This window comes from Pseudomonas sp. NPDC088414, assembly GCF_044753325.1.
Taxonomy (GTDB): Bacteria; Pseudomonadota; Gammaproteobacteria; order Pseudomonadales; family Pseudomonadaceae; genus Aquipseudomonas.
This window is the reverse complement of record NZ_JBIVMY010000011.1, coordinates 40,085-63,600: the sequence shown is the minus strand read 5'-3', so window position 1 is coordinate 63,600 and position 23,516 is coordinate 40,085. Positions and strand designations below refer to the sequence as shown.

General features: G+C 60.5%; 19 protein-coding genes and 3 tRNA genes. 15 read left to right on the top strand and 7 right to left on the bottom strand.

The window, feature by feature from the left end; all coding sequences use genetic code 11:
* Positions 1 to 54: 54 nt before the first annotated feature.
* Positions 55 to 1,578, top strand: coding sequence for a nucleobase:cation symporter-2 family protein (locus tag ACIP8I_RS12640; RefSeq protein ID WP_007969565.1), 1,524 nt, complete (start codon positions 55 to 57; stop codon positions 1,576 to 1,578).
* 207 nt (positions 1,579 to 1,785) lie between these two features.
* Here ACIP8I_RS12640 and ACIP8I_RS12635 read toward each other — a convergent pair.
* Positions 1,786 to 1,861, bottom strand: a tRNA-Asn gene (locus tag ACIP8I_RS12635).
* 219 nt (positions 1,862 to 2,080) lie between these two features.
* On the opposite strand from ACIP8I_RS12635, the gene ACIP8I_RS12630 reads away from it, so the two are divergent.
* Positions 2,081 to 2,311: a hypothetical protein gene (locus tag ACIP8I_RS12630; protein ID WP_400761446.1), complete on the top strand. Its 231-nt coding sequence runs from the start codon at positions 2,081 to 2,083 to the stop codon at positions 2,309 to 2,311.
* Here the strand turns inward: ACIP8I_RS12630 and ACIP8I_RS12625 are convergent.
* Both ACIP8I_RS12625 and ACIP8I_RS12620 read right to left on the bottom strand, forming a co-directional pair.
* Positions 2,308 to 2,508: a hypothetical protein gene (locus ACIP8I_RS12625; RefSeq protein ID WP_007969217.1), complete on the bottom strand. Its 201-nt coding sequence runs from the start codon at positions 2,506 to 2,508 to the stop codon at positions 2,308 to 2,310. The two genes, ACIP8I_RS12630 and ACIP8I_RS12625, sit on opposite strands and share 4 nt — an antisense overlap.
* Before the next feature lie 227 nt (positions 2,509 to 2,735).
* Positions 2,736 to 3,932, bottom strand: coding sequence for an amino acid aminotransferase (locus tag ACIP8I_RS12620; protein ID WP_367085157.1), 1,197 nt, complete (start codon positions 3,930 to 3,932; stop codon positions 2,736 to 2,738).
* 337 nt (positions 3,933 to 4,269) lie between these two features.
* Between ACIP8I_RS12620 and uvrB the strand changes: the two genes are divergently transcribed.
* The gene (gene uvrB / locus ACIP8I_RS12615; protein ID WP_400761444.1) at positions 4,270 to 6,285 is read left to right on the top strand and encodes an excinuclease ABC subunit UvrB; all 2,016 of its coding nucleotides are present in this window, start codon (positions 4,270 to 4,272) and stop codon (positions 6,283 to 6,285) included.
* 139 nt (positions 6,286 to 6,424) lie between these two features.
* Here the strand turns inward: uvrB and ACIP8I_RS12610 are convergent, their stop codons facing one another.
* Both ACIP8I_RS12610 and ACIP8I_RS12605 read right to left on the bottom strand, forming a co-directional pair.
* A complete protein-coding gene (locus ACIP8I_RS12610) occupies positions 6,425 to 7,915 on the bottom strand; it encodes an MDR family MFS transporter (protein ID WP_400761560.1) in 1,491 nt (496 codons plus the stop codon).
* Positions 7,916 to 7,964: 49 nt separating this feature from the next.
* Positions 7,965 to 9,014, bottom strand: a complete 1,050-nt coding sequence (locus ACIP8I_RS12605; protein WP_400761441.1) for an HlyD family secretion protein — start codon at positions 9,012 to 9,014, stop codon at positions 7,965 to 7,967.
* Between the two features lie 228 nt (positions 9,015 to 9,242).
* On the opposite strand from ACIP8I_RS12605, the gene gltX reads away from it, so the two are divergent.
* From gltX to ACIP8I_RS12565, 8 genes are all read left to right on the top strand, one after another.
* Positions 9,243 to 10,724: a glutamate--tRNA ligase gene (gene gltX, locus ACIP8I_RS12600; protein WP_003226448.1), complete on the top strand. Its 1,482-nt coding sequence runs from the start codon at positions 9,243 to 9,245 to the stop codon at positions 10,722 to 10,724.
* A 203-nt stretch (positions 10,725 to 10,927) separates the two neighbouring features.
* Positions 10,928 to 11,003, top strand: a tRNA-Ala gene (locus ACIP8I_RS12595).
* Between the two features lie 81 nt (positions 11,004 to 11,084).
* Positions 11,085 to 11,160: transfer RNA gene (locus ACIP8I_RS12590), tRNA-Glu, on the top strand.
* 181 nt (positions 11,161 to 11,341) lie between these two features.
* Positions 11,342 to 11,881, top strand: coding sequence for a TetR/AcrR family transcriptional regulator (locus tag ACIP8I_RS12585; protein ID WP_400761439.1), 540 nt, complete (start codon positions 11,342 to 11,344; stop codon positions 11,879 to 11,881).
* Between the two features lie 28 nt (positions 11,882 to 11,909).
* The gene (locus ACIP8I_RS12580) at positions 11,910 to 12,743 is read left to right on the top strand and encodes an alpha/beta fold hydrolase (protein WP_400761437.1); all 834 of its coding nucleotides are present in this window, start codon (positions 11,910 to 11,912) and stop codon (positions 12,741 to 12,743) included.
* Between the two features lie 46 nt (positions 12,744 to 12,789).
* Positions 12,790 to 13,239, top strand: a complete 450-nt coding sequence (locus ACIP8I_RS12575) for an acyl-CoA thioesterase (protein ID WP_400761435.1) — start codon at positions 12,790 to 12,792, stop codon at positions 13,237 to 13,239.
* A 162-nt stretch (positions 13,240 to 13,401) separates the two neighbouring features.
* Complete coding sequence (locus tag ACIP8I_RS12570) at positions 13,402 to 14,361, top strand: tRNA dihydrouridine synthase (protein WP_400761432.1); 960 nt, start codon at positions 13,402 to 13,404, stop codon at positions 14,359 to 14,361.
* A gap of 121 nt (positions 14,362 to 14,482) precedes the next feature.
* Positions 14,483 to 14,926, top strand: coding sequence for an Hsp20 family protein (locus tag ACIP8I_RS12565; RefSeq protein ID WP_007969230.1), 444 nt, complete (start codon positions 14,483 to 14,485; stop codon positions 14,924 to 14,926).
* 48 nt (positions 14,927 to 14,974) lie between these two features.
* Here the strand turns inward: ACIP8I_RS12565 and ACIP8I_RS12560 are convergent, their stop codons facing one another.
* Together ACIP8I_RS12560 and ACIP8I_RS12555 are read right to left on the bottom strand one after the other, a co-directional pair.
* Positions 14,975 to 18,253 carry a PAS domain S-box protein gene (locus tag ACIP8I_RS12560; protein WP_400761430.1) on the bottom strand — a complete coding sequence of 1,093 codons (3,279 nt, stop codon included), beginning with the start codon at positions 18,251 to 18,253 and terminating at the stop codon, positions 14,975 to 14,977.
* A gap of 68 nt (positions 18,254 to 18,321) precedes the next feature.
* Entirely contained in the window at positions 18,322 to 19,212 is an 891-nt protein-coding gene (locus ACIP8I_RS12555) for a LysR family transcriptional regulator (protein WP_108591687.1), read from the bottom strand.
* A gap of 141 nt (positions 19,213 to 19,353) precedes the next feature.
* On the opposite strand from ACIP8I_RS12555, the gene leuC reads away from it, so the two are divergent.
* The 4 genes from leuC (at position 19,354) to leuB (ending at position 23,426) form a co-directional block, all read left to right on the top strand.
* A complete protein-coding gene (gene leuC / locus ACIP8I_RS12550; protein WP_041066037.1) occupies positions 19,354 to 20,772 on the top strand; it encodes a 3-isopropylmalate dehydratase large subunit in 1,419 nt (472 codons plus the stop codon).
* Between the two features lie 10 nt (positions 20,773 to 20,782).
* Positions 20,783 to 21,427 carry a 3-isopropylmalate dehydratase small subunit gene (gene leuD, locus ACIP8I_RS12545; protein WP_098964653.1) on the top strand — a complete coding sequence of 215 codons (645 nt, stop codon included), beginning with the start codon at positions 20,783 to 20,785 and terminating at the stop codon, positions 21,425 to 21,427.
* A 93-nt stretch (positions 21,428 to 21,520) separates the two neighbouring features.
* The gene (locus tag ACIP8I_RS12540) at positions 21,521 to 22,288 is read left to right on the top strand and encodes a class I SAM-dependent methyltransferase (protein WP_400761426.1); all 768 of its coding nucleotides are present in this window, start codon (positions 21,521 to 21,523) and stop codon (positions 22,286 to 22,288) included.
* 55 nt (positions 22,289 to 22,343) lie between these two features.
* Entirely contained in the window at positions 22,344 to 23,426 is a 1,083-nt protein-coding gene (leuB, locus tag ACIP8I_RS12535; protein ID WP_400761423.1) for a 3-isopropylmalate dehydrogenase, read from the top strand.
* The last annotated feature ends 90 nt before the right edge of the window (positions 23,427 to 23,516 follow it).

Sequence of the window (23,516 nt, the reverse complement as noted above, 5' to 3'; positions counted from 1 at the left end):
TGTCCCGAGTATTGAATACAGTGTGCGCATAACAAAAACCAGGGAACCCCCCACATGAAAACGCCCCATGTTTCACACCAACGGCCCGAGGACGAAAATCTCGGGGTCGGCGCGAATATGGCTTACGGCCTGCAACATGTTCTGACCATGTACGGCGGTATCGTTGCGGTGCCACTGATCATCGGCCAGGCGGCCGGGCTGTCGCCGGCGGACATTGGTTTGTTGATTGCTGCTTCATTGTTTGCGGGGGGGCTGGCGACACTGCTGCAAACCCTGGGTCTACCGTTTTTTGGCTGTCAGTTGCCGCTGGTGCAGGGCGTGTCGTTCTCGGGTGTGGCGACCATGGTCGCGATCGTCAGCAGTGGCGGGGAGGGCGGCTTCCAGTCGGTGCTCGGCGCGGTGATTGCCGCGTCGTTGATCGGCTTGCTGATCACTCCGGTGTTCTCGCGAATCACCAAGTTCTTCCCACCGCTGGTGACCGGCATCGTGATCACCACCATCGGCCTGACACTGATGCCAGTGGCCGCGCGCTGGGCCATGGGCGGCAACAGCCACGCGCCGGACTTCGGCAGCATGCAGAACATCGGTCTGGCGGCGGTGACGCTGGTGCTGGTGCTGCTGCTGAGCAAGGTCGGCAGCTCGACCATCTCGCGCCTGTCGATCCTGTTGGCCATGGTGATCGGCACGATTCTGGCGGTGTTCCTCGGCATGGCGGATTTCTCTGGTGTCGCTCAAGGGCCGATGTTCGGCTTCCCGACGCCGTTCCACTTCGGCATGCCGACCTTCCACTTCGCCGCGATTCTGTCGATGTGCATCGTGGTCATGGTGACGTTGGTGGAAACCTCGGCGGACATTCTGGCGGTCGGTGAGATCATCGGCACCAAAGTCGATTCCAAACGTCTGGGCAACGGTCTGCGCGCTGACATGCTGTCGAGCATGTTTGCGCCGATCTTCGGTTCGTTCACCCAGAGCGCCTTCGCGCAGAACGTCGGGCTGGTGGCGGTGACCGGGATCAAGAGCCGTTATGTGGTGGCCACCGGCGGTATCTTCCTGGTGATTCTCGGCTTGCTGCCGTTCATGGGGCGGGTGATCGCTGCGGTGCCGACCTCGGTGCTGGGCGGTGCCGGTATCGTGCTGTTCGGTACGGTGGCGGCGAGCGGGATTCGCACGCTGTCGAAGGTCGATTACCGCAATAACGTCAACCTGATCATCGTCGCCACCTCGATCGGCTTCGGCATGATCCCGATTGCCGCGCCGAACTTCTACGATCATTTCCCGAGCTGGTTCGCGACCATTTTCCACTCGGGCATCAGCTCGTCGGCGATCATGGCGATTGTGCTGAACCTGACCTTCAACCACTTCACTGCCGGCAACTCGGACCAGCAGTCGGTGTTTGCCGCGGCAGAAGAGCGCACCCTGCGTTATCGCGATCTGGCGGCGCTGCGGGAAGGCGATTACTTCAGTGACGGCAAGCTGCATGATTGCGATGGCAAGGAAGTGCCGGTGATCGAGCCTGATGAACACGATCATGGGCATGGCGCGCCGAAGCCCCAGGTGAAGAGCAGCGAGCACGTCTGATCGCTGACTGGATGAAAAAGGCCGAACTACAGTTCGGCCTTTTTATTTGAAGATCAAAAGATCGCAGCCTGCGGCAGCTCCTACAGGGGAACGCATTCCAAATGTAGGAGCTGCCGAAGGCTGCGATCCTTTGATCTTTTGATCTTTTGACTTTTCGAACGCCCACAAAAAAGCCCCTGAATCTTTCAATTCAGGGGCTTTGCTATTTGGCTCCACAACCTGGACTCGAACCAGGGACCCAATGATTAACAGTCATTTGCTCTACCAACTGAGCTATTGCGGAATTGGTGCGTATGTTACTGATTCAAAAAGAGAAGTCAAGCGTCGGGTGTAAAATTTCTGCTGTCAGCAGGACGGACGGTGATTTGTCAGCGATTGGCGATTACCAGAACCGCCTCACAGGTCTACCATGGCTGCCCGGAAGTGGTCACACGCGCTGCCGGCCATTCGCCGAAAAGGTACGCGCCATGAAGCCTGCAATTCGCAACAACGAGGTGCTCGCATGAGCATCGCGCAAATCAGTCTGCCCAAGGGCGTTGGCCCCCACGCCGAGAAACTCTTCGACGCAATCACTCAGGCCGGCACGGTTGAGGAACTCAATCGCGCTGGCGGTAAAGCCGAAGGTTTCGTGCTCGGCCTGGAAAGCACCAAGGCGATCAAAAGCCAGATTGCCGAATCGCTCTACGTCGCCTATGACGATGCCGCGAGTCAGCGCGCGAGCGAACTGGCTTAACTGCCGAAGGTAATCGTTCCGAGCAGCAATTTGGCGTACGCTGCGGTGGCCGCCAGTTGCACCAGCCACAGGGCGAGACCGCCGAGAAACACCCCGGCGGCCACTTGCAGCACCAGGTTTTTCTCGCGTTTGGCCGTAGTGCGCGGGATGAAATCATCCAGGTCGTCTCGGTCGGCGCGCAGGTTGTCGTTTTTCATTTGGGTTCTCACAGAATTCTTGGATAAACACAAAACTCTGTAGGCCTTCGCCTGCTCGCGATAGCGGTGTGTCAGACTGTAATGCTTCGGCTGACAGGGCGCTATCGCGAGCAGGCTCACTCCTACAGTTTTTGATTTGTGTGCAGTTTAGAGGGTGTTGGCGCTAGTTTGAGACAAATAAAAAACGGGAAGCCCCAAGGCTTCCCGTTTTTCATTGCCAGGCGAAATCAGATGACCTGAACGATCGCATCCGTTACCGCTTTGATGTTGCTCTGGTTCAGCGCAGCCACGCAGATGCGGCCGGTGTCCAGGGCGTAAATGCCGAACTCGTTGCGCAGGCGGTGCACCTGTTCGGTGGTCAGGCCGGAGTAGGAGAACATGCCGCGCTGACGACCGACGAAGCTGAAGTCACGCTGCGGGGCTTTTTCGGCCAGCAGGTCCACCATCTGCTCGCGCATGCCGCGAATGCGCAGGCGCATTTCTGCCAGTTCGGCTTCCCACTGGGCGCGCAGTTCCGGGCTGTTCAGGACAGCGGCGACGATGCTTGCACCGTGGGTCGGCGGGTTGGAGTAGTTGGTGCGGATCACACGCTTGACCTGCGACAGCACGCGCGCACTTTCTTCTTTCGATTCGCTGACGATCGACAGGGCGCCCACGCGCTCGCCGTACAGCGAGAACGACTTGGAGAACGAACTCGAAACGAAGAAAGTCAGGCCCGATTCAGCGAACAGACGCACGGCTGCGGCGTCTTCGTCGATGCCGTCGCCGAAACCCTGGTAAGCCATGTCGAGGAACGGCACGTGACCTTTGGCCTTGACCACGTCCAGCACGTTTTTCCAGTCGGCCGGGGTCAGGTCGACGCCGGTCGGGTTGTGGCAGCAGGCGTGCAGCACAACGATCGAGCCGTTCGGCAGAGCGTTGAGGTCGTCGAGCATGCCGGCACGGTTCACGTCGTGGGTGGCGGCGTCGTAGTAACGGTAGTTCTGCACCGGGAAACCGGCGGTTTCGAACAGCGCGCGGTGGTTTTCCCAGCTCGGGTCGCTGATCGCCACGACGGCGTTCGGCAGCAGTTGCTTGAGGAAGTCGGCACCGATTTTCAGTGCGCCGGTACCGCCGACGGCCTGAGTGGTGACGATGCGACCGGCAGCGATCAGCGGCGAGTCGTTACCGAACAGCAGCTTTTGCACCGCCTGGTCGTAGGCCGCGATGCCGTCGATCGGCAGGTAGCCACGGGAAGCGTGCTGAGCAGCGCGAATGGTTTCGGCTTCGATCACCGCGCGCAGCAGGGGAATTCGCCCCTCTTCGTTGCAGTAAACACCTACACCCAGGTTGACCTTGGTGGTCCGGGTATCGGCGTTGAATGCTTCGTTGAGGCCCAGGATTGGATCGCGGGGTGCCATTTCGACAGCGGAGAACAGGCTCATTATTACGGCGGCTCTGAATGGAGAGTGGAGGGACGTGTCGCGCTCCAGCCGAATGCACTAGAGCGGTGCACAAACGGGGAGCTAGTATAGAGGCCATCACCGAGCAATGGCGACAGGCGATTCAGCTTTTCAAGCAAGTTTTTCCGATTATTTCTTGACCGTTAGTCGATTGACTCTGTCAGAGACTTTACCGGATGTAGGACGTTTGCCTTGAAAGGCGAGGCAATCGGCTCCACATTGAGCACAATCTTCGTTTTTCCTTGGGCGACAACGGTCGTTTGCGGTCATCCCCGCGGCTCGGCTGTTTTCTGCGCGAGCCGCGATCCCAGAGGTGTGTATGTCCGAATTCCAGCTAGTCACCCGCTTCGAGCCCGCCGGCGATCAGCCAGAAGCGATCCGCCAATTGGTCGAGGGCATCGAAGCCGGGCTGGCGCACCAGACGCTGCTCGGTGTGACCGGCTCGGGCAAGACCTTCAGCATCGCCAATGTCATCTCGCAGGTACAGCGCCCGACGCTGGTGCTGGCGCCGAACAAGACCCTCGCCGCGCAACTGTATGGCGAGTTCAAGGCGTTCTTCCCGAAAAACGCGGTCGAGTATTTCGTTTCCTACTACGACTACTATCAGCCCGAAGCCTATGTGCCGTCGTCCGACACCTTCATCGAGAAGGACGCGTCGATCAACGATCACATCGAGCAGATGCGCCTGTCCGCGACCAAAGCGTTGCTCGAACGCAAGGACGCGATCATCGTCACCACGGTGTCGTGCATCTACGGTCTCGGTAGCCCGGAAACCTATTTGAAGATGGTGCTGCACGTCGATCGCGGCGACAAACTCGATCAGCGCGCCTTGCTGCGGCGTCTGGCCGACCTGCAATACACCCGCAACGACATGGATTTTGCCCGGGCGACGTTCCGCGTGCGCGGCGACGTGATCGACATCTATCCGGCGGAATCCGATCTGGAAGCGATCCGCATCGAGCTGTTCGATGACGAAGTCGAAAGCATCTCCGCGTTCGACCCGCTGACCGGCGAAGTCATCCGCAAAATGCCGCGCTTCACCTTCTACCCGAAGAGTCACTACGTGACACCGCGCGAGACCCTGCTCGACGCCATCGAACACATCAAAGTCGAATTGCAGGAACGTCTCGAATACCTGCGCAGCAACAACAAACTGGTGGAAGCCCAGCGTCTGGAGCAGCGCACCCGTTTCGATCTGGAAATGATCCTCGAACTGGGTTACTGCAACGGCATCGAAAACTACTCGCGCTACCTGTCCGGACGTCCGGCCGGTGCCGCGCCGCCAACGCTGTATGACTATCTGCCGGCCGACGCCTTGCTGGTGATCGACGAATCCCACGTCAGCGTGCCGCAAGTCGGCGCGATGTATAAGGGCGACCGTTCGCGTAAAGAAACCCTGGTCGAATATGGCTTCCGCTTGCCGTCGGCGCTGGACAACCGGCCAATGCGTTTTGACGAGTGGGAAGGGGTCAGCCCGCAGACGATTTTCGTCTCGGCGACGCCGGGCAACTACGAGGCCGAGCATGCTGGACGTGTGGTCGAACAAGTGGTGCGCCCGACCGGTCTGGTCGACCCGCAGGTTGAAGTGCGTCCGGCGCTGACCCAGGTTGACGACTTGCTCTCGGAAATCACCAAACGGGTGGCGGTCGAGGAGCGGGTGCTGGTCACCACGTTGACCAAGCGCATGGCCGAAGACCTCACCGATTACCTCGCCGACCACGGCGTGCGCGTGCGTTACTTGCACTCGGACATCGACACCGTCGAACGGGTCGAGATCATCCGCGACCTGCGTTTGGGCACCTTCGATGTGCTGGTGGGGATCAACCTGCTGCGTGAAGGTCTGGACATGCCGGAAGTGTCGCTGGTGGCGATTCTCGATGCTGACAAGGAGGGCTTCCTGCGTTCCGAACGCTCGCTGATCCAGACCATCGGTCGGGCTGCGCGGAACCTCAATGGCCGGGCGATTCTCTACGCCGACCGCATCACCGGCTCGATGGAGCGGGCGATTGGCGAAACCGAGCGTCGTCGCGACAAGCAGATCGCCTTCAACCTGGAAAACGGCATCACCCCGAAGGGCGTGTTCAAGGACGTCGCCGACATCATGGAAGGCGCCACCGTACCTGGCTCGCGCAGCAAGAAGCGCAAGGGCATGGCCAAGGCCGCCGAAGAAAACGCCAAGTACGAAGCCGAACTGCGTTCGCCAAGCGAAATCACCAAACGAATCCGGGCGCTGGAAGAGAAGATGTATCAGCTGGCGCGGGATCTGGAATTTGAGGCCGCGGCGCAGATGCGCGATGAGATTGCCAAGTTGCGCGAGCGGCTTTTGGCGGTTTGATTTTTATCGCCCGGCCGGGCCCCATCGCTGGCAAGCCAGCTCCCACAGAGATTGATGGCGTACACAAAATTTGTGAGCACCATAGAAACCTGTGGGAGCTGGCTTGCCAGCGATGGGGCCGGTACAGACACCACAAAAATCAGTGAGACTCCCCAGCCTTCAGCCCCTGCGGTAATTTTTTGGTCAACAAAATCGCCAGCATGCTGATCCCCAACGCAATCCCGACAAAGTGAAACGCATCGTTGTAGGCCATGATCAGCGCCTGCTGATGCACGATCTCACTCAACTTGCCGAGCGCCGCCGTGTCACTGCCAAAGCGGTCGGTCATCGACGCCAGCCGCTCGGCTACCTGCGGATTGGTCGGCACCACCGCTTCACGCAAATAATCGAAGTAAGTCTTGGTCCGAGCATCCAATAGCGTGGCGAGCAGGGCGATGCCGATCGCGCCGCCGAGGTTGCGCAGGATGTTGAACAGGCTCGACGCCGACCCCGCGTCCTGCGGCAGGATGTACGCCGTGGCGATCAGCGAAATGGTCACCATGATCAGCGGCTGGCCCAGCGCCCGGATGATCTGGATCTGGTTGAACTGCGGCCCGGCGAAATCCGGGTTGAGCACCCCCGACGAAAAACTCGCCAGCCCGAACAACCCGAAACCCAGGGTGCACAGCCACTTCGGCGAGACGAATTTCATCAGCTTCGGCACCAGTGGAATCAGGAACAGCTGCGGCACGCCCATCCACATGATCACTTCGCCGATCTGCAGGGCGTTGTAGTTCTGGATCTGCGCCAGGTACAGCGGCAGCAGATAAATCGAGCCATACAGCCCGACGCCCATGCCGAGGCTGGAAATGCTCGACAAACCGAAGTTGCGATTGCGCAGGATGCCGAGGTTGATCAGCGGGTTGGGTTTGGAAATCTGCACGATGACGAAGGTGATCAGGCTGAGCAGGGCAATGCTGCCCAAGGTCACGATCAGGTTTGATTCGAGCCAGTCCTTGCGATGGCCTTCTTCGAGAAATACCTGTAGGCAACCGAGGCCGACACCGAGGGTGAGAATCCCGGTGTAGTCGGTGCTTTTCAGCAGTTCCCAGTGCGCTTCCTTCTTCTCCAGCCCGTACATCAGCCCGGCGATCATGATCAGCCCCGGCGGAATGTTGATGTAGAAGATGTATTCCCAGCCCCAGTTTTCCGTGAGCCAGCCGCCGAGGGTCGGGCCGATGGACGGGGCGAAGGTCGCGGTCATGGCGAACATCGCCATGCCCTTGGCGCGATGGTGTTCGGGGAGTTTGATCAGGGTCAGGGTGAACGCCAGCGGAATCAGCGCGCCGCCGGTGAAGCCCTGCATGGCGCGAAAGACGATCATGCTTTCGAGGCTCCAGGCCATCGAACACAGCAAGGACGAAATCAGAAAACCCAGGGAAACCCACACCGCCAGCCGACGCGCCGAGAGCAGCTGCACCAGCCATGCGGTCAGCGGGATCATGATGATTTCCGCGACCAGATACGACGTGGAAATCCACGAGCCTTCTTCCAGCGTCGCCGACAGCGCGCCCTGAATGTCCTTGAGTGAAGAGTTGGTGATCTGGATATCGAGCACCGCCATGAAGGCGCCGAGCATCACGCTCATCACCGCGATCCAGTCCCGCCGGGTCGGTTCGCCGACCGGGCGGATCAGCGAATCACCGGCCATTGTCTGGGGCGTCTTTGATGTTCACGGTGGCGGTGACCGACATGCCCGGGCGGATCTTGCCGTGCAGCGGGTTGTCGGCCTTGAACGTCAGTTTCACCGGAATCCGCTGCACGACTTTGGTGAAGTTGCCGGTGGCGTTGTCTGGCGGCAACAGGCTGAACTGCGCGCCGGAAGCGGCAAACAAGCTGTCGACCCGCGCTTCGATCGGCGTGTCGCTGTAGGCATCGAAGGTCAGCTCGGCTTTCTGTCCGGGCTGCATGTGGCCGATCTGGGTTTCCTTGAAGTTGGCCTGCACCCAGATGTCTTCGTCCGGGACGATCGACAGCAGATAGGCGCCGGCCTGCACTACCTGACCATTGCGTGCGGCACGCTGGCCGACCAGGCCGCTGATCGGTGCGTGGATTTCGCTGCGGGTCAGGTTGAGCTCGGCTTGCGCCAGATCGGCGCGGGCGTTGGCGATCTGCGCGTCGAGGCGTTTGATCTCGGCCGTCAGTGCATTGACCTGCTGGCGCTGGCTCTGTGCATCGGCTTGGGCCTTGGCCACTTGCGAGCGGGCGATATGGGCATCAGCGGAGAGGGTGGTCACCCGTTCTTCGGAAACGTAACCGGGTTTGCGCAAGGTTTCGGCTCGCGACAAATCCATCTGCGAACGGCCAAGCGTGGCCTGGGTGGTCGCCACTTGCGCGTCGCTGGCGGCGATCAGACTCGATTGCTGTGTCAATTTGCTTTGTGCCTGCAAGCGCTCGGCTTCGCGCGTGGCGAGGGCGGCATTGGCGCGATCAATCGCGAGGCGGAAATCATTGGGTTCAAGGCGCACCAGCAACTGGCCTTTTTCCACGTGCTGGTTGTCCTGCACCAACACTTCGTCGATGCGTGCGCTCAACTGGCTGGAGACGCGGGTGATCTCGCCCTGGACATAGGCGTTATCGGTGCTTTCATAAAAGCGGCCCTTGAAAAACCAGTGGGCGAAGAAGCCCCCGGCAATCAACAGAACCAGGAGCAGGAAAATAAACAGGCGACGCTTGAGTTGGGCAGGCATGGGCAAACTGTAGTCGAGGAATTGTAAGGAAAGTTATCTGCGGCTGAATCTGGCATACCGCCGATAAACGGTAAATGCCAATGGCTGATATTCGGCCCGTCACCACGGTCTATGGGCGTTCCAGCCGCAAACTTGGCTTAAATGCCCTGCCCGCTGGAGCGGGGCGGGTGTCGCCTGTTACCATTCGCCGCTTGATTGTTTTGCTTTTCATTCTTTTCGAGACATGCCATGACCACCGTCCGCACTCGCATCGCGCCATCGCCTACCGGGGACCCCCACGTAGGTACCGCTTACATCGCATTGTTCAACTACTGCTTTGCCAAGCAGCATGGCGGTGAGTTCATCCTGCGCATCGAAGACACCGACCAGTTGCGTTCGACCCGCGAGTCGGAACAGCAGATCTTCGACGCCCTGCGCTGGCTGGGGATCGACTGGAGCGAAGGCCCGGACGTCGGCGGCCCGCACGGCCCGTACCGGCAGAGCGAGCGTGGTGATATCTATCAGAAGTATTGCCAGCAACTGGTCGACATGGGCCATGCGTTCCCGTGCTTCTGCACCGCTGAAGAACTGGACCAGATGCGCGCCGAACAAATGGCGCGCGGCGAAACCCCGCGTTACGACGGCCGTGCGCTGCTGCTGTCCAAGGAAGAAGTCGCTGCGCGTCTGGCCGCCGGCGAACCGCACGTGATCCGCATGAAGGTGCCGACCGAAGGTGTCTGCGTGGTGCCGGATATGCTGCGTGGCGATGTCGAGATCCCGTGGGATCGCATGGACATGCAAGTGCTGATGAAGACCGACGGCCTGCCGACGTACTTCCTCGCCAACGTGGTCGACGACCATCTGATGGGCATCACCCACGTGCTGCGCGGCGAAGAATGGCTGCCATCGGCGCCGAAACTGATTCTTCTGTACGAATACTTCGGCTGGGAGCAACCGGAGCTGTGCTACATGCCGCTGCTGCGTAACCCCGACAAGAGCAAGCTGTCCAAGCGCAAGAACCCGACCTCGGTGACCTTCTACGAGCGCATGGGCTTCATGCCTGAAGCGATGCTCAACTACCTCGGTCGCATGGGCTGGTCGATGCCGGACGAGCGCGAGAAGTTCTCGCTGCAGGAAATGGTCGACAACTTCGACCTCAAGCGTGTGTCCCTCGGCGGGCCGATCTTCGACATCGAGAAACTGTCGTGGCTCAACGGCCAGTGGTTGCGAGATCTGCCGGTGGAAGAATTCGCCGCGCGAGTGCAAAAGTGGGCGTTCAACTCCGAATACATGATGAAGATCGCGCCGCTGGTTCAGGGCCGCGTTGAAACCTTCAGCCAGGTTGCACCGCTGGGCGGCTTCTTCTTTGCCGGTGGCGTAAACCCGGATGCCAAGCTGTTCGAATCGAAAAAACTGTCGGGCGATCAGGTGCGTCAGCTGATGCAATTGATCCTGTGGAAGCTGGAAAGCCTGCGTCAGTGGGAGAAGGACAGCATCACTGCGACGATTCAGGCGGTGGTCGAGTCCCTTGAACTGAAGCTGCGCGATGCGATGCCATTGATGTTTGCCGCGATTACCGGGCAGGCCAGTTCGGTGTCGGTGCTCGATGCGATGGAAATCCTCGGTCCGGACCTGACTCGTTTCCGTCTGCGCCAGGCGATCGACCTGCTGGGCGGCGTGTCGAAGAAAGAAAACAAAGAGTGGGAAAAGCTGCTGGGCGCGATTGCTTAAGCACGTCTGACTCTGCGGTAACCGCTGAAGGCCGGGATCGTTTGATTCCGGCCTTCAGCGTTTTTCTCCCGGATTTTCGGGGGGAGGGCGGTAAGTGATTGTTATGCCGACAAAAAACTTTGAAATTTTTCAAAAATAAGTTTGACAGGCTTTCGATACGCCCTTAAGATTCGCCCCGTCCTCAGCGATGACATCAACGATGAGGGGCTATAGCTCAGCTGGGAGAGCGCCTGCATGGCATGCAGGAGGTCAGCGGTTCGATCCCGCTTAGCTCCACCAATTTTACAGTTCAAGGTCTGGCCACACCGGCCTTGAATCAGATCAGATCTCAGCGCTGATCAGCTGTATAGAAGGGTTTGTGTCCCCTTCGTCTAGTGGCCTAGGACACCGCCCTTTCACGGCGGTAACAGGGGTTCGAGTCCCCTAGGGGACGCCACGATTACCCGCTCTGCGGGATTTATAAGGGTCATTCAATTATTGAATGGCCCTTTTGTTTGTCTGGCGTTTGGCCAACTCTCCTTTTTCCTTACACTGTGCTTCAGACCAGCGGTCATATCCTCGACTTGCGGAATATTATTATGCGAATAATATTCTAGTCGTAATATTCGGAGGCAACGATGAACGATAAAAAAGCTCAAACCCGCGAACGCATCCTCAAGGCTGCCAGCGCCGCACTGATGCAGCGTGGCCCGGCGGATCCCAGCGTGGGCGAAGTGATGGGCGCCGCCGGCCTGACCGTCGGTGGTTTTTACGCACACTTCGAAAGCAAGGACGCGATGATGCTCGAGGCGTTCAAGCAACTGCTCGGTCGTCGACGCGATCTGATTGCCGACATGGACTCCGAGCTGACCGGCGAAGAGCGTCGCGCCCTGGTTGCTGCGTTCTATCTGTCACGCAAGCACCGTGATTCCAGCGATGCCGCGTGCCCGATTCCGGCTTCCATCGGCGAACTGGGGCGTCTGCCGGAATCCTTCCGCATCGCGCTGAACGAACACCTGGAGCTGATGATTGCGCAGTTGGCGTCCAGCCCCGAGGACACCGACAAGGCGTTGGCGGATGTGGCGTTGATGGTGGGTGGTCTGGCGCTGGCACGCGCGCTGGGTCCGGGCGATTTATCTGATCGATTGCTGCGCGCTGCCAAGTCGGCAGTGCGTTGACCTGAAGGCAACGCCTGAGGAGAGAGCGATGAACACGTTGAAGTGGGTTCGTGGCGTTAATGGCACCTTGGGCTGGATTGCACCAAAGCAGGTAGCGAGCAAAATGCGCACAGCGTTCATGACGCCGCGCGCGCTGCCGCTGCGAGATTGGGAGTTGCCATTGCTGGCGAGTTCCGAGCGGATTACCCTGCGCTTCGGCCTGTCGGCGCTGCGCTGGGGGCAGGGCCCGGCGGTGCTGCTGATGCACGGCTGGGAGGGGCGGCCCACCCAGTTTGCAGCGTTGATCACCGCACTGGTCGAGGCCGGTTACACCGTCGTTGCCCTCGATGGTCCGGCCCATGGTCGTTCGCCGGGGCGTGAAGCCAACGTCGTGCTGTTCGCCCGCGCCATGCTCGAAGCGGCCGCCGAGCTGCCACCACTTCAAGCCGTCATCGGCCACTCCATGGGTGGCGCCAGTGCCATGCTCGCCGTGCAACTGGGCCTGCGCACCGAAACCCTGGTCAGCATCGCTGCTCCCGCGCGGATTCTCGGCGTACTGCGCGGTTTCGCCCGCTACGTCGGCATGCCACCGCGGGCGCGCTCGGCGTTCATCCGCCAGGTCGAGCAGGACGTCGGCATGCGCGCCGCGACCCTTGATGTCGCGCACTATCAACTGGATATGCCGGGCCTGATCGTGCATGCCGAGGACGATAACTTCGTCTCGGTCAAGGAATCGCAATTGATCCACGAATCATGGTTCGACAGTCGCCTGCTGCGCCTGGAAAGCGGCGGCCACCAGCGCGTGCTGGCCGACCCTCGGGTGGTTGATGGCGTGTTATCACTGTTGGCCGGGCGCAGCCTTCAAGCGCGGCAATCGGCCTGACATCCGTTACACTGCCCCGGTTGAATAATCTGACCGGGAGTGGGGCATGGGCTGGGATCGGGCAACGCCGTTCACCATTGATCTGCAAGTAGGCGCCGAGGACATCGACGGGCTGGGCCACGCGAACAACGCGGTGTACGTGACCTGGCTCGAACGCTGCGCCTGGCGCCACTCGCAGCGTCTGGGACTGGATCTGGTCGAGTACCGGCGTCTGGATCGGGCGATGGCCGTGGTGCGTCACGAAATCGATTATCTGGCGGCGGCCTACGAAGGTGATGAGCTGCAACTGGCGACCTGGATCGTCGATTGGGACCAGCGCCTGAAAATGACCCGGCACTTCCAACTGATCCGCCCGAGCGACAACGCCACCCTGCTGCGCGCCCAGACCACCTTCGTCTGCATCGAGCTGTCCAGCGGCAAGCCCAAGCGCATGCCGGCGGAGTTCATCGAGGGTTACGGCCCGGCGATCCAAAGTCCAGAAACTGCCCGAATCTAAACTGTAGGAGTGAGCCTGCTCGCGATAGCGGAGTGTCAGTCAGCATTCATCTATCTGACCCACCGCTATCGCGAGCAGGCTCACTCCTACAAGGGATCTGCGGTTTGTCTCGTAATCCAGTAAACTGCCGCACGTTTTTTCTTCCTGAGTAGTGTTTTCCCCATGCAAATTGCCCTGGCGCCCATGGAGGGGTTGGTCGACGACATCCTGCGCGACGTGCTGACCCGCGTTGGCGGCATCGACTGGTGCGTGACCGAGTTCATTCGGATCAACGATCAGTTGCTCACCCCGGCCTACTTCCACAAGTTCGGCCCCGAGCTGCTGAACGGCGCCCGCACCCGTGCCGGTGTACCGCTGCGCGTGCAATTGTTGGGTTCCGATCCGGTGTGCCTGGCGGAAAACGCTGCACTGGCCTGCGAGCTCGGCTCGCAAGTCATCGATCTGAACTTCGGCTGCCCGGCCAAAACCGTCAACAAATCCCGGGGCGGGGCGGTGCTGCTCAAGGAGCCGGAGCTGCTCAACTCCATCGTCGAACACGTGCGTCGCGCGGTGCCGGCGCACATCCCGGTCACCGCGAAGATGCGCCTGGGTTTCGACAGCCCGGACGGCTCGCTTGTGTGCGCCACCGCGCTGGCCGAGGGCGGCGCCGAGCACATCGTGGTGCATGCCCGGACCAAGGTCGATGGCTACAAGCCGCCGGCGCACTGGGAGTGGATCCCGCGGGTGCAGGACGTGGTCAAGGTGCCGGTGTTCGCCAACGGTGATATCTGGAGCGTCGAAGACTGGCGCCGCTGCCGCGAGATCAGCGGCGTCGAAGACATCATGCTCGGTCGCGGCCTGGTCTCACGTCCTGATCTGGCGAAGCAGATCGCTGCCGCGCGCGCCGGCGAAGAAGTGGTCGAGATGAGCTGGGCCGAGCTGCTGCCGCTGATTCAGGACTTCTGGCTGCAAGCCAAGGCGCAGATGACCGCACGCCAGTCGCCGGGTCGCTTGAAGCAATGGCTGGCGATGCTGACGCGCAATTATCCCGAAGCCACCGAGCTGTTTACCGTGCTGCGTCGCGAGACAGAACCGGATCAAGTCTCGCGTTTACTCGGCTTGCCGGTCGCCGCAGCAGCCTGAAAAAAATCTGCAAATAATCTCTTGAAATCATTTTGGCGGTCCCTATCTAAGGGTTACGCGATGCCGAATTCGGGTCGCGGAGACAGAAAAACTTGCTGATTGTTTTCAGGAGATTTGAACCATGAGTACTGCATTTTCCCTGGCGCCACTGTTCCGTTCCTCGGTGGGTTTCGACCGTTTCAACGACCTGTTCGAAACCGCGCTGCGCAACGAGCCAGGCAGCACCTACCCACCCTACAACGTGGAAAAACACGGTGACGATCAATACCGCATCGTCGTAGCGGCCGCCGGTTTCCAGGAAGAAGACCTGGAGCTGCAAGTCGAGAAGGGTGTGCTGACCATCAGTGGCGGCAAGCGTGATGCCAACGAAGGCGTGACCTTCCTGCATCAAGGCATTGCCCAGCGGGCTTTCAAGCTGTCCTTCCGCCTGGCCGATCACATCGAGATCAAGGCCGCCGATCTGAGCAACGGTCTGCTGAGCATCGACCTGTTGCGGGTGATCCCGGAAGAAGCGAAAGCCAAGCGCATCCCGATCAACGGGGCGCAGAAGCCGGTTCTGCAATAAGGCCGAGCAAGAAAAAAGGGCGCCACTGGCGCCCTTTTTTTGTGCACGTCATTCGAGCATCTTTTTCAACTCATCCAGTGCCACCGGCCGACTGTGCAGGTAACCCTGATACAAATGGCAACCCAGCCCCTGCAGGAACGCCAGTTGCTCCGGCGTCTCCACGCCTTCGGCAATCACCTCCAGTTCCAGGCTGCGGGCCATGGCGACGATGGCGCGGATGATCTCGGCGTCGTTGGGGTCGGTGGTTGCGTCGCGGATGAACGACTGGTCGATTTTCAGGGTGTCGACCGGCAGGCGCTTGAGATAGGTCAGTGATGAATAGCCGGTGCCGAAGTCGTCCATGGCGAAGCTCACGCCGAGTTTTTTCAGGCGGCGCATCTTGATGATGGTGTCATCCAGATTCTGGATCACGATGCCTTCGGTGATCTCCAGTTTCAGCAGCGAGCAGGGCAGGCCGTGGCTGCTCATGCTGTGTTCGATGCGTTCGACGAAATCGTTCTGGCGGAACTGCCGTGGGCTGATGTTCACGCACAGGCTGAAGTTGAGCGGATCGACCAGTTTCAGTGCGATCAATTGTTTGAAAGCCTCGCAGGCCTCGTCGAGGATCCAGGTGCCGACTTCCAGAATCAGGCCGCTGTCCTCCAGCACCTTGATGAATTCTGTGGGCGATTGTGCGCCGAGTTCCGGGTGATTCCAGCGCACCAGCGCTTCGGCGCCGATGATGCGGTTGTCCTGCGCATCGACCTGCGGTTGGTAGTGCACGTTGAATTCGCCACGGGACAGCGCCAGACGCAGATCAGTCTCCATGCGCAGCCGTTCGCTGGCCGCCTTCTGCATGGTGTTGTGGTACATCTGCGTGGTGTTGCGCCCGGAATCCTTGGCTCGATACAGGGCAATGTCGGCGCGTTTGAGCAGGTCGGTCGGGGTCGAGCCGTGATCGGGAATCAGCGCCACGCCGATACTCGGTGTCACTTGCAGGCGCTGGCCGTCGAGGAACATCGGCTCCGAGAGCAACTCACGAATGGTGTCGGCCAGTTCCCGCACTTGTGCGCTGACCTCGTTGCGCGTGCCTTCGAGGCCGCTGAGCAGCACCACGAATTCATCGCCACCCAGGCGCGCAACAGTGTCCTCCATGCGCACGCTGGCTTCGAGCCGTGCGGTGATGATTTTCAGCACCGTGTCGCCGACCGGGTGGCCCAGCGAGTCGTTGATGTGCTTGAAGTGGTCGAGGTCGAGGAACAGCAGCGCACCGCGCAGGTTGTGGCGTTTGAGCAGGGCGATCTGCTGGCTCAGGCGATCCATCAGCAAGGCGCGGTTGGGCAGATTGGTCAGCGGATCGTGATAGGCCAGATGGCGGATCTGTGCTTCGGCGTTTTTCAGCAGGCTGACATCCCGGGCGGTCAGCAGCAGGCACGCGGTTTCGTTGAGGGTGATCGGTTCGATCGACACTTCCACCGTCAGCAGTTCACCGCGCTTGTTGCGCCCGAGCATTTCCTGATGGTGCACGCGGCCCTTGATCTGCAGTTCGGCGAGCAGCGCCGAGCGTTGTTTTTCCTCGGCCCATATGCCGATCTGGTACACGGTCTTGCCCACCACTTCTTCGGCGCGATAGCCGGTGAGGCGGCAGAAACCGTCGTTGACCTCCAGATAGCGCCCAGTGTCACGTTCGGTGATGGTGATCGCATCGGGGCTGGAGTGAAATGCTTTGGCGAATTTCTCTTCGCTGGCCTTGAGTGCGGCTTCGGAGCGCTGTTGTTGGGTGATGTCGCGCAGGGTGGTGACGATGCACGGCTGATTGCCGACGCTGATCTGCCGGCTGGAAATCACGCACGTCAGCGACTGGCCGTCCTTGTGCTGGACGATGATCGCGACATTGCTCAGGCCCTGTTCGCGGATGACGCGTTCGATGCGTTGCAGACTCTTCGCCGAGGCGTCCCACAGGCCGATATCCTCGGCGGTGCGGCCGATTACATCGGCAGCGCTCCAGCCGAAGGTCTGGGTGAAGCTGTTGTTGATTTCGATGAACTCGCCGCTGTCCTGGCGGGTAACGCAGATCGGGTCGGGGCTGACCTGGAACAGCGTGGCGAATTTCTCTTCGGAGGCGACCAGGCGTTGCTCGCGCTCGACCTGATCGGTGATGTCCAGCAAGGTCCCGGCCATGCGCAGCGGCGCGCCGTTTTCGTCGCGGTAGAGGCGGGCGCGGCTTTCCAGATAACGCGAACTGCCATCCGCCAGCTGCACGCGATAAGTCAGTTGATAGTTGCCCGCCGGGCCTTCACGCAGGCTGCGGTAGGCGTCGCGCATGCTGTCGCGTTCTTCGCCCGGCACGCCCTCGAAAAACTCCTCGAACGATTCGTGAAACGGGATCGGCTCCAGCCCGTGCAATTGCGCGGCCCGCGCCGAGCCGTAGAGCATGCCGCTGGGGATGTGCCAATCCCAGGTGCCGAGTTGCGCCGAGTCCAGCGCCAGATCAAGGCGTTCCTGGCTGTCTTTCAAGGCGTGTTCGGCGGCCTTGCGTTCGGTGGTGTCGAGAAAGGTGCTGAGCAGATACGGCTGGCCTTCGAGTTCGACCTTCTGCGCGCTGAGAATGCCGTCATGAATCTGCCCGTTGCTGGCGCGAAACTGCACTTCCATGCTGACCAATTCGCCTTTGGCCTTGGTCTTTTTCACCAGCTCTGCGCGTTGCTCGGGGTGTACCCACAGGCCCAGTTCCAGTGTGGTGCGGCCAATGGCGCTCTGTACCGGCCAGCCGAACAGGCTTTCGAAATACTGGTTGGCCTCGCTGATCAGGCCGTCCTCCTGTCGGGTCAGCAACACCATGTTCGGGCACAGATGAAAGAGTGTGGCGAAACGTTTCTCGGAGCTGCTGAGGGCCTGTTCGCGTTGACGCTGGTGGGTGATTTCGCGAATCACCCCGATCATTCGGGGGCGCCCGTGTTTGTCCGGCAGCAGGCTGCCGCTGATTTCCAGCCAGTGCAGGCTGCCGTCGGGCCAGCGGATGCGGTGGTGCATCGCCTGTTCCAGCGGCGCGCCGGCAATCACCGCGTGGAAGGCGCGCACGGTTTTCGCCCGGTCCTCGGGCGGCAGCAGGTCGAGATATTCCAGATCCTGGGGCAGCGGTTGCCGAGGATCGAAGCCAAACAGCGCCTGGGTGCCCCGCGACCAGCTGATCTGCCCGCGCTCGATGTCCCAATACCAGGCGCCGAGCCGGGCGCCGTTGAGTGCGGCGAGTAATTGCGGCGCACTCTCCCAGCTCTGCTCGGAACGTCGCGGATCAATGGCCTGAATACGCGGCATCGGCGGAATTCGGTCAACAGATTTCGGCATTGTTAACGGGCCTTGAGCTGATGGTGGCGTTAGGCACAGGGACAGCGGCTCTATAGGAGTAGCACAAGTTAGCCTGGAGTCCCTGGCAGATCGATTTGCGCATCCAGCAAGGCCATGAAAGCCCTTGCCGCATTCGACAGCGTCCGTTCGGTGTGCACGATATAGCCTAGCTGGCGACTGAGCTGTATGCCCGGCAAAGGTACGCGCGCCACCTGTTCATCGAGCATGGTGCGTGGCAGAACACTCCAGGCCAGGCCAATGGAGACCATCATCTTGATGGTTTCCAGGTAGTTGGTGCTCATGGCGATGTTCGGCGTCAGCCCTTGGGCCTCGAATAAGCGTTGGACAATATGGTGGGTAAAGGTGTTGCCTCCGGGAAACACCGCCGGATGGCCGGCAATGTCCGCCAGGCTCACGGCGCCATTGCTGATCAGTGAATGCTCCGGCGCCACCACGAAATCCAGCGGGTCGTCCCACACCGGCGTGGCCTTGACCAGTGTGTGCGGCTCTGGCGCCAGGGTGATCACCGCCAGTTCCGCACGGCCATGGAGAATTTCCTCGTAGGCCACTTCCGAATCGAGGAACTGAATATCCAGCGCCACCTGTGGGTAGCGGCGGGTGAACTCCCTTAACAGCGGCGGCAAACGGTGCAGGCCGATGTGGTGACTGGTGGCCAGGGTCAGCCGGCCGCTGACTTCGCCGGTGAGGTTGGTCAGGGCGCGACGGGTGTCGTCCAGCACGTTGAGAATCTGGTAGGCCCGGGGCAGCAGGGCGCGGCCAGCCTCAGTCAGACCGACTTCGCGGCCCAGTCGATCGAACAGCCGCACCTTCAATTGTTGCTCGAGTCCGGCGATGCGTTTGCTGATCGCCGGTTGCGTCAGGTGCAGGCGTTCACCGGCGCCGGAGAAGCTGCCGGTCTCGGCAATCGCGATAAAAGCGTTGAGGTTGGCCAGATCCATAAATCGTATTCCAGTTGGTTATCCAAAGCATAAAAAATATGAATTTGAGTTATTTAATCTAACCCCATAGGATCGGCCTCACAAGCCAAAGGGTTATTGATAAGCCCAGGGCATAGAAACAAGCTGATGAGGAACCGTCTGATGGCCGGCAAAACGCTCTACGACAAGCTCTGGGATTCGCATTTGGTCAAACAGCGCGACGATGGCTCTGCGCTGATCTACATCGACCGTCACATCATCCACGAAGTGACCTCGCCGCAAGCCTTCGAAGGCCTGCGTCTGGCCGGGCGCAAGCCGTGGCGCATCGATGCCAACATCGCGACCCCGGACCACAACGTACCGACCACGCCGGAGCGCAAGGGCGGCATCGCAGCCATTGCCGACCAGGTCTCGCGTTTGCAGGTTCAGACCCTCGATGACAACTGTGATGAATACGGCATTGTCGAGTTCAAGATGAACGACATCCGTCAGGGCATCGTCCACGTGATCAGCCCGGAGCAGGGCGCAACCTTGCCGGGCATGACCGTGGTCTGCGGCGACTCGCACACCTCGACCCACGGCGCTTTCGGTGCCTTGGCGCACGGGATCGGCACTTCCGAGGTCGAGCACGTGCTCGCCACCCAGTGCCTGGTCGCGAAGAAAATGAAGAACATGCTGGTACGCGTCGAAGGCCAGTTGCCATTCGGCGTGACCGCCAAGGACATCGTCCTCGCGGTGATCGGCAAGATCGGCACCGCCGGCGGTAACGGCCATGCCATCGAATTCGCCGGCAGCGCGATTCGCGACCTGTCCGTCGAAGGCCGCATGACCATTTGCAACATGTCCATCGAGGCCGGCGCCCGTGTGGGGCTGGTGGCCGCGGACGAAAAGACCGTCGAGTACGTCAAGGGCCGTCCGTTCGCGCCGAAAGGCGCGCAGTGGGATCAGGCGGTTGAAGCCTGGAAAGACCTGGTCTCCGATGCGGATGCCAAGTTCGACACCGTAGTTGAGTTGGACGCTGCGCAGATCAAGCCGCAAGTCAGCTGGGGCACTTCGCCTGAAATGGTCCTGGCCGTTGATCAGAACGTGCCGGATCCGGCCAAAGAGATGGATCTGGTCAAGCGCGACTCGATCGTCCGCGCCTTGAAATACATGGGTTTGAGCGCCAATCAGGCGATCACCGACATTCAACTCGATCGTGTGTTCATCGGCTCCTGCACCAACTCGCGCATCGAAGACTTGCGCGCTGCGGCCGTGATCGCCAAGGGCCGCAAAGTGGCTTCGACGATCAAGCAGGCCATCGTGGTGCCGGGTTCGGGTCTGGTGAAGGCCCAGGCGGAGGCCGAAGGTCTGGACAAGATCTTCCTCGAAGCCGGTTTCGAATGGCGTGAGCCGGGTTGCTCGATGTGCCTGGCGATGAACCCGGACCGTTTGGAGTCCGGCGAGCATTGCGCCTCGACCTCCAACCGTAACTTCGAAGGCCGTCAGGGCGCCGGTGGTCGTACCCACCTCGTGAGCCCGGCCATGGCCGCTGCGGCGGCGGTGAACGGTCGTTTCATCGACGTTCGTGAATTGATCTAAGGAGCGCAGCATGAAAGCTTTTACCCAGCACACTGGTCTTGTCGCGCCTCTGGATCGTGCCAACGTCGACACCGACCAGATCATCCCGAAGCAGTTCTTGAAATCGATCAAGCGCACCGGTTTCGGCCCGAACCTGTTCGATGAGTGGCGTTACCTGGATGTCGGCCAGCCGTATCAGGACAACTCCAAGCGCCCGTTGAACAAGGACTTCGTGCTCAACGCCGAGCGTTATCAAGGCGCCAGCGTATTGCTGGCCCGCGAGAACTTCGGTTGCGGCTCCAGCCGTGAACACGCGCCATGGGCGCTGGAAGAATACGGTTTCCGCAGCATCATCGCGCCGAGCTACGCCGACATCTTCTTCAACAACAGCTTCAAGAACGGCTTGCTGCCGATCATCCTGAGCGATGCTGAGGTCGATGAATTGTTCAAGCAGGTCGAGGCCGAGCCGGGCTATCAATTGCAGATCGATCTGCACGAGCAGACCGTGACCAGCCCGAACGGCAAGGTGTACCGCTTCGAGATCGACGCGTTCCGCAAGCATTGCCTGCTCAATGGTCTGGACGACATCGGCCTGACCTTGCAGGACGGTGATGCGATTGCGGCGTTCGAGGCCAAGCATCGTGTGAGTCAGCCGTGGTTGTTCCGCGATGCGTAATGATTCGAAGCTGATGTAGTCAGAGCTGGCCCCATCGCTGGCTTGCCAGCGATGAGGCCGGAACAGGCATCCCAAGATCAAAAGGAAGTCCCCATGACCAGCACCGCCCAGCACACCCAGGTTGTACAAAAGCAATTCGGTGAACAGGCTGCCGCCTACCTGAGCAGCGCCGTTCACGCGCAAGGCACCGAATTCGCGCTGCTACAGGCTGAACTGGCCGGGCAGGGCGACGCCCGGGTGCTGGATCTGGGTTGTGGCGCCGGTCATGTGAGTTTTCATGTGGCGCCGCTGGTCAAGGAAGTGGTGGCCTACGACCTGTCGCAGCAAATGCTCGACGTGGTCGCTGCTGCGGCTGTGGATCGTGGGTTTGCCAACATCTCCACGGTCAACGGCGCCGCCGAGCGTCTGCCGTTTGCCGATGGCGAATTCGATTTCGTGTTCAGCCGTTATTCGGCACACCATTGGAGCGACCTCGGGGTGGCACTGCGCGAAGTGCGTCGGGTGCTGAAACCGGGCGGTGTGGCAGCGTTCATCGACGTGTTGTCACCGGGCAGCCCGTTGTTCGACACTTATCTGCAAAGCGTCGAGGTGCTGCGCGACACCAGTCACGTGCGCGATTATTCCGCCGCTGAGTGGCTGCGCCAGGTCAGCGAGGCCGGGCTGCATACCCGCAGCACCACGCGTCAGCGCCTGCGTCTGGAGTACAGCAGTTGGGTCGAGCGTATGCGTACGCCCGACGTGATGCGCGCGGCGATCCGCCAGTTGCAGCAGTCGATGGGCAATGAAGTGCGCGAATATTTTGAGATTGATGCCGACGGCTCGTTCAGTACAGATGTAATCGTATTGATGGCCGAACGCTAAGCATTTTTCCGGGCGCGCCTGTTAGAGGCGCACCGATTGAAGACACGAGGAAAGCATGAGCAAGCAGATTCTGATTCTCCCAGGTGACGGTATTGGTCCGGAAATCATGGCCGAAGCGGTCAAGGTGCTGGAGCTGGCCAACGACAAGTACAGCCTGGGCTTCGAGCTGAGCCATGACGTGATCGGTGGCGCCGCCATCGACAAGCACGGCGTGCCGCTGGCCGACGAAACCCTCGAGCGTGCCCGTGCTGCCGACGCAGTCCTGTTGGGCGCCGTGGGCGGCCCGAAATGGGACACCATCGAGCGTGACATCCGCCCTGAGCGCGGTCTGCTGAAAATCCGTGCGCAACTGGGCCTGTTCGGCAACCTGCGTCCGGCGATCCTCTACCCGCAACTGGCCGACGCTTCAAGCCTGAAGCCGGAAATCGTTGCCGGTCTGGACATCCTGATCGTTCGTGAGCTGACCGGCGGCATCTACTTCGGCGCGCCACGCGGCACCCGTACTCTGGACAACGGCGAGCGTCAGTCCTACGACACCCTGCCATACAGCGAGAGTGAAATCCGCCGCATTGCCCGCGTCGGTTTCGACATGGCCATGGTTCGCGGCAAGAAGCTGTGCTCGGTGGACAAGGCCAACGTGCTGGCGTCCAGCCAACTGTGGCGTGAAGTGGTCGAGCAGGTCGCCAAGGATTACCCTGAAGTCGAACTGAGCCACATGTACGTCGACAACGCCGCCATGCAACTGGTGCGCGCACCGAAGCAGTTCGACGTGATCGTCACCGACAACATGTTCGGCGACATCCTGTCCGACGAAGCGTCGATGCTCACCGGCTCCATCGGCATGCTGCCGTCGGCCTCGCTGGATTCGAACAACAAGGGCATGTACGAGCCTTGCCACGGTTCGGCGCCGGACATCGCGGGCAAGGGCATTGCCAACCCGTTGGCGACCATTCTGTCGGTGTCGATGATGCTGCGTTACAGCTTCAATCTGCACGATGCGGCCGATGCCATCGAGAAAGCCGTCAGCGTGGTGCTGGATCAAGGCTTGCGTACCGGTGACATCTATTCGGCCGGTTGCACTAAAGTCGGAACGCAGGAAATGGGTGACGCAGTAGTCGCCGCGCTGCGGAATCTGTAATCTCTCGGGCCCGCTGCGAAATTCAATACAAAGCAGCGGCCCACTTTTCCAGCCGGTGTCGTTGCGATGCCACGTGTGGGTCTGATCGGG

What these genes read in the sequence shown, in the direction of transcription:
- ACIP8I_RS12640 (WP_007969565.1), top strand. Translation starts at nt 55, where the DNA reads ATGAAAACGCCCCATGTTTCACACCAACGGCCCGAGGACGAAAATCTC.
- ACIP8I_RS12630 (WP_400761446.1), top strand. Translation starts at nt 2,081, where the DNA reads ATGAGCATCGCGCAAATCAGTCTGCCCAAGGGCGTTGGCCCCCACGCC.
- ACIP8I_RS12625 (WP_007969217.1), bottom strand. Translation starts at nt 2,508, where the DNA reads ATGAAAAACGACAACCTGCGCGCCGACCGAGACGACCTGGATGATTTC.
- ACIP8I_RS12620 (WP_367085157.1), bottom strand. Translation starts at nt 3,932, where the DNA reads ATGAGCCTGTTCTCCGCTGTCGAAATGGCACCCCGCGATCCAATCCTG.
- uvrB (WP_400761444.1), top strand. Translation starts at nt 4,270, where the DNA reads ATGTCCGAATTCCAGCTAGTCACCCGCTTCGAGCCCGCCGGCGATCAG.
- ACIP8I_RS12605 (WP_400761441.1), bottom strand. Translation starts at nt 9,014, where the DNA reads ATGCCTGCCCAACTCAAGCGTCGCCTGTTTATTTTCCTGCTCCTGGTT.
- gltX (WP_003226448.1), top strand. Translation starts at nt 9,243, where the DNA reads ATGACCACCGTCCGCACTCGCATCGCGCCATCGCCTACCGGGGACCCC.
- ACIP8I_RS12585 (WP_400761439.1), top strand. Translation starts at nt 11,342, where the DNA reads ATGAACGATAAAAAAGCTCAAACCCGCGAACGCATCCTCAAGGCTGCC.
- ACIP8I_RS12580 (WP_400761437.1), top strand. Translation starts at nt 11,910, where the DNA reads ATGAACACGTTGAAGTGGGTTCGTGGCGTTAATGGCACCTTGGGCTGG.
- ACIP8I_RS12575 (WP_400761435.1), top strand. Translation starts at nt 12,790, where the DNA reads ATGGGCTGGGATCGGGCAACGCCGTTCACCATTGATCTGCAAGTAGGC.
- ACIP8I_RS12570 (WP_400761432.1), top strand. Translation starts at nt 13,402, where the DNA reads ATGCAAATTGCCCTGGCGCCCATGGAGGGGTTGGTCGACGACATCCTG.
- ACIP8I_RS12565 (WP_007969230.1), top strand. Translation starts at nt 14,483, where the DNA reads ATGAGTACTGCATTTTCCCTGGCGCCACTGTTCCGTTCCTCGGTGGGT.
- ACIP8I_RS12560 (WP_400761430.1), bottom strand. Translation starts at nt 18,253, where the DNA reads ATGCCGAAATCTGTTGACCGAATTCCGCCGATGCCGCGTATTCAGGCC.
- ACIP8I_RS12555 (WP_108591687.1), bottom strand. Translation starts at nt 19,212, where the DNA reads ATGGATCTGGCCAACCTCAACGCTTTTATCGCGATTGCCGAGACCGGC.
- leuC (WP_041066037.1), top strand. Translation starts at nt 19,354, where the DNA reads ATGGCCGGCAAAACGCTCTACGACAAGCTCTGGGATTCGCATTTGGTC.
- leuD (WP_098964653.1), top strand. Translation starts at nt 20,783, where the DNA reads ATGAAAGCTTTTACCCAGCACACTGGTCTTGTCGCGCCTCTGGATCGT.
- ACIP8I_RS12540 (WP_400761426.1), top strand. Translation starts at nt 21,521, where the DNA reads ATGACCAGCACCGCCCAGCACACCCAGGTTGTACAAAAGCAATTCGGT.
- leuB (WP_400761423.1), top strand. Translation starts at nt 22,344, where the DNA reads ATGAGCAAGCAGATTCTGATTCTCCCAGGTGACGGTATTGGTCCGGAA.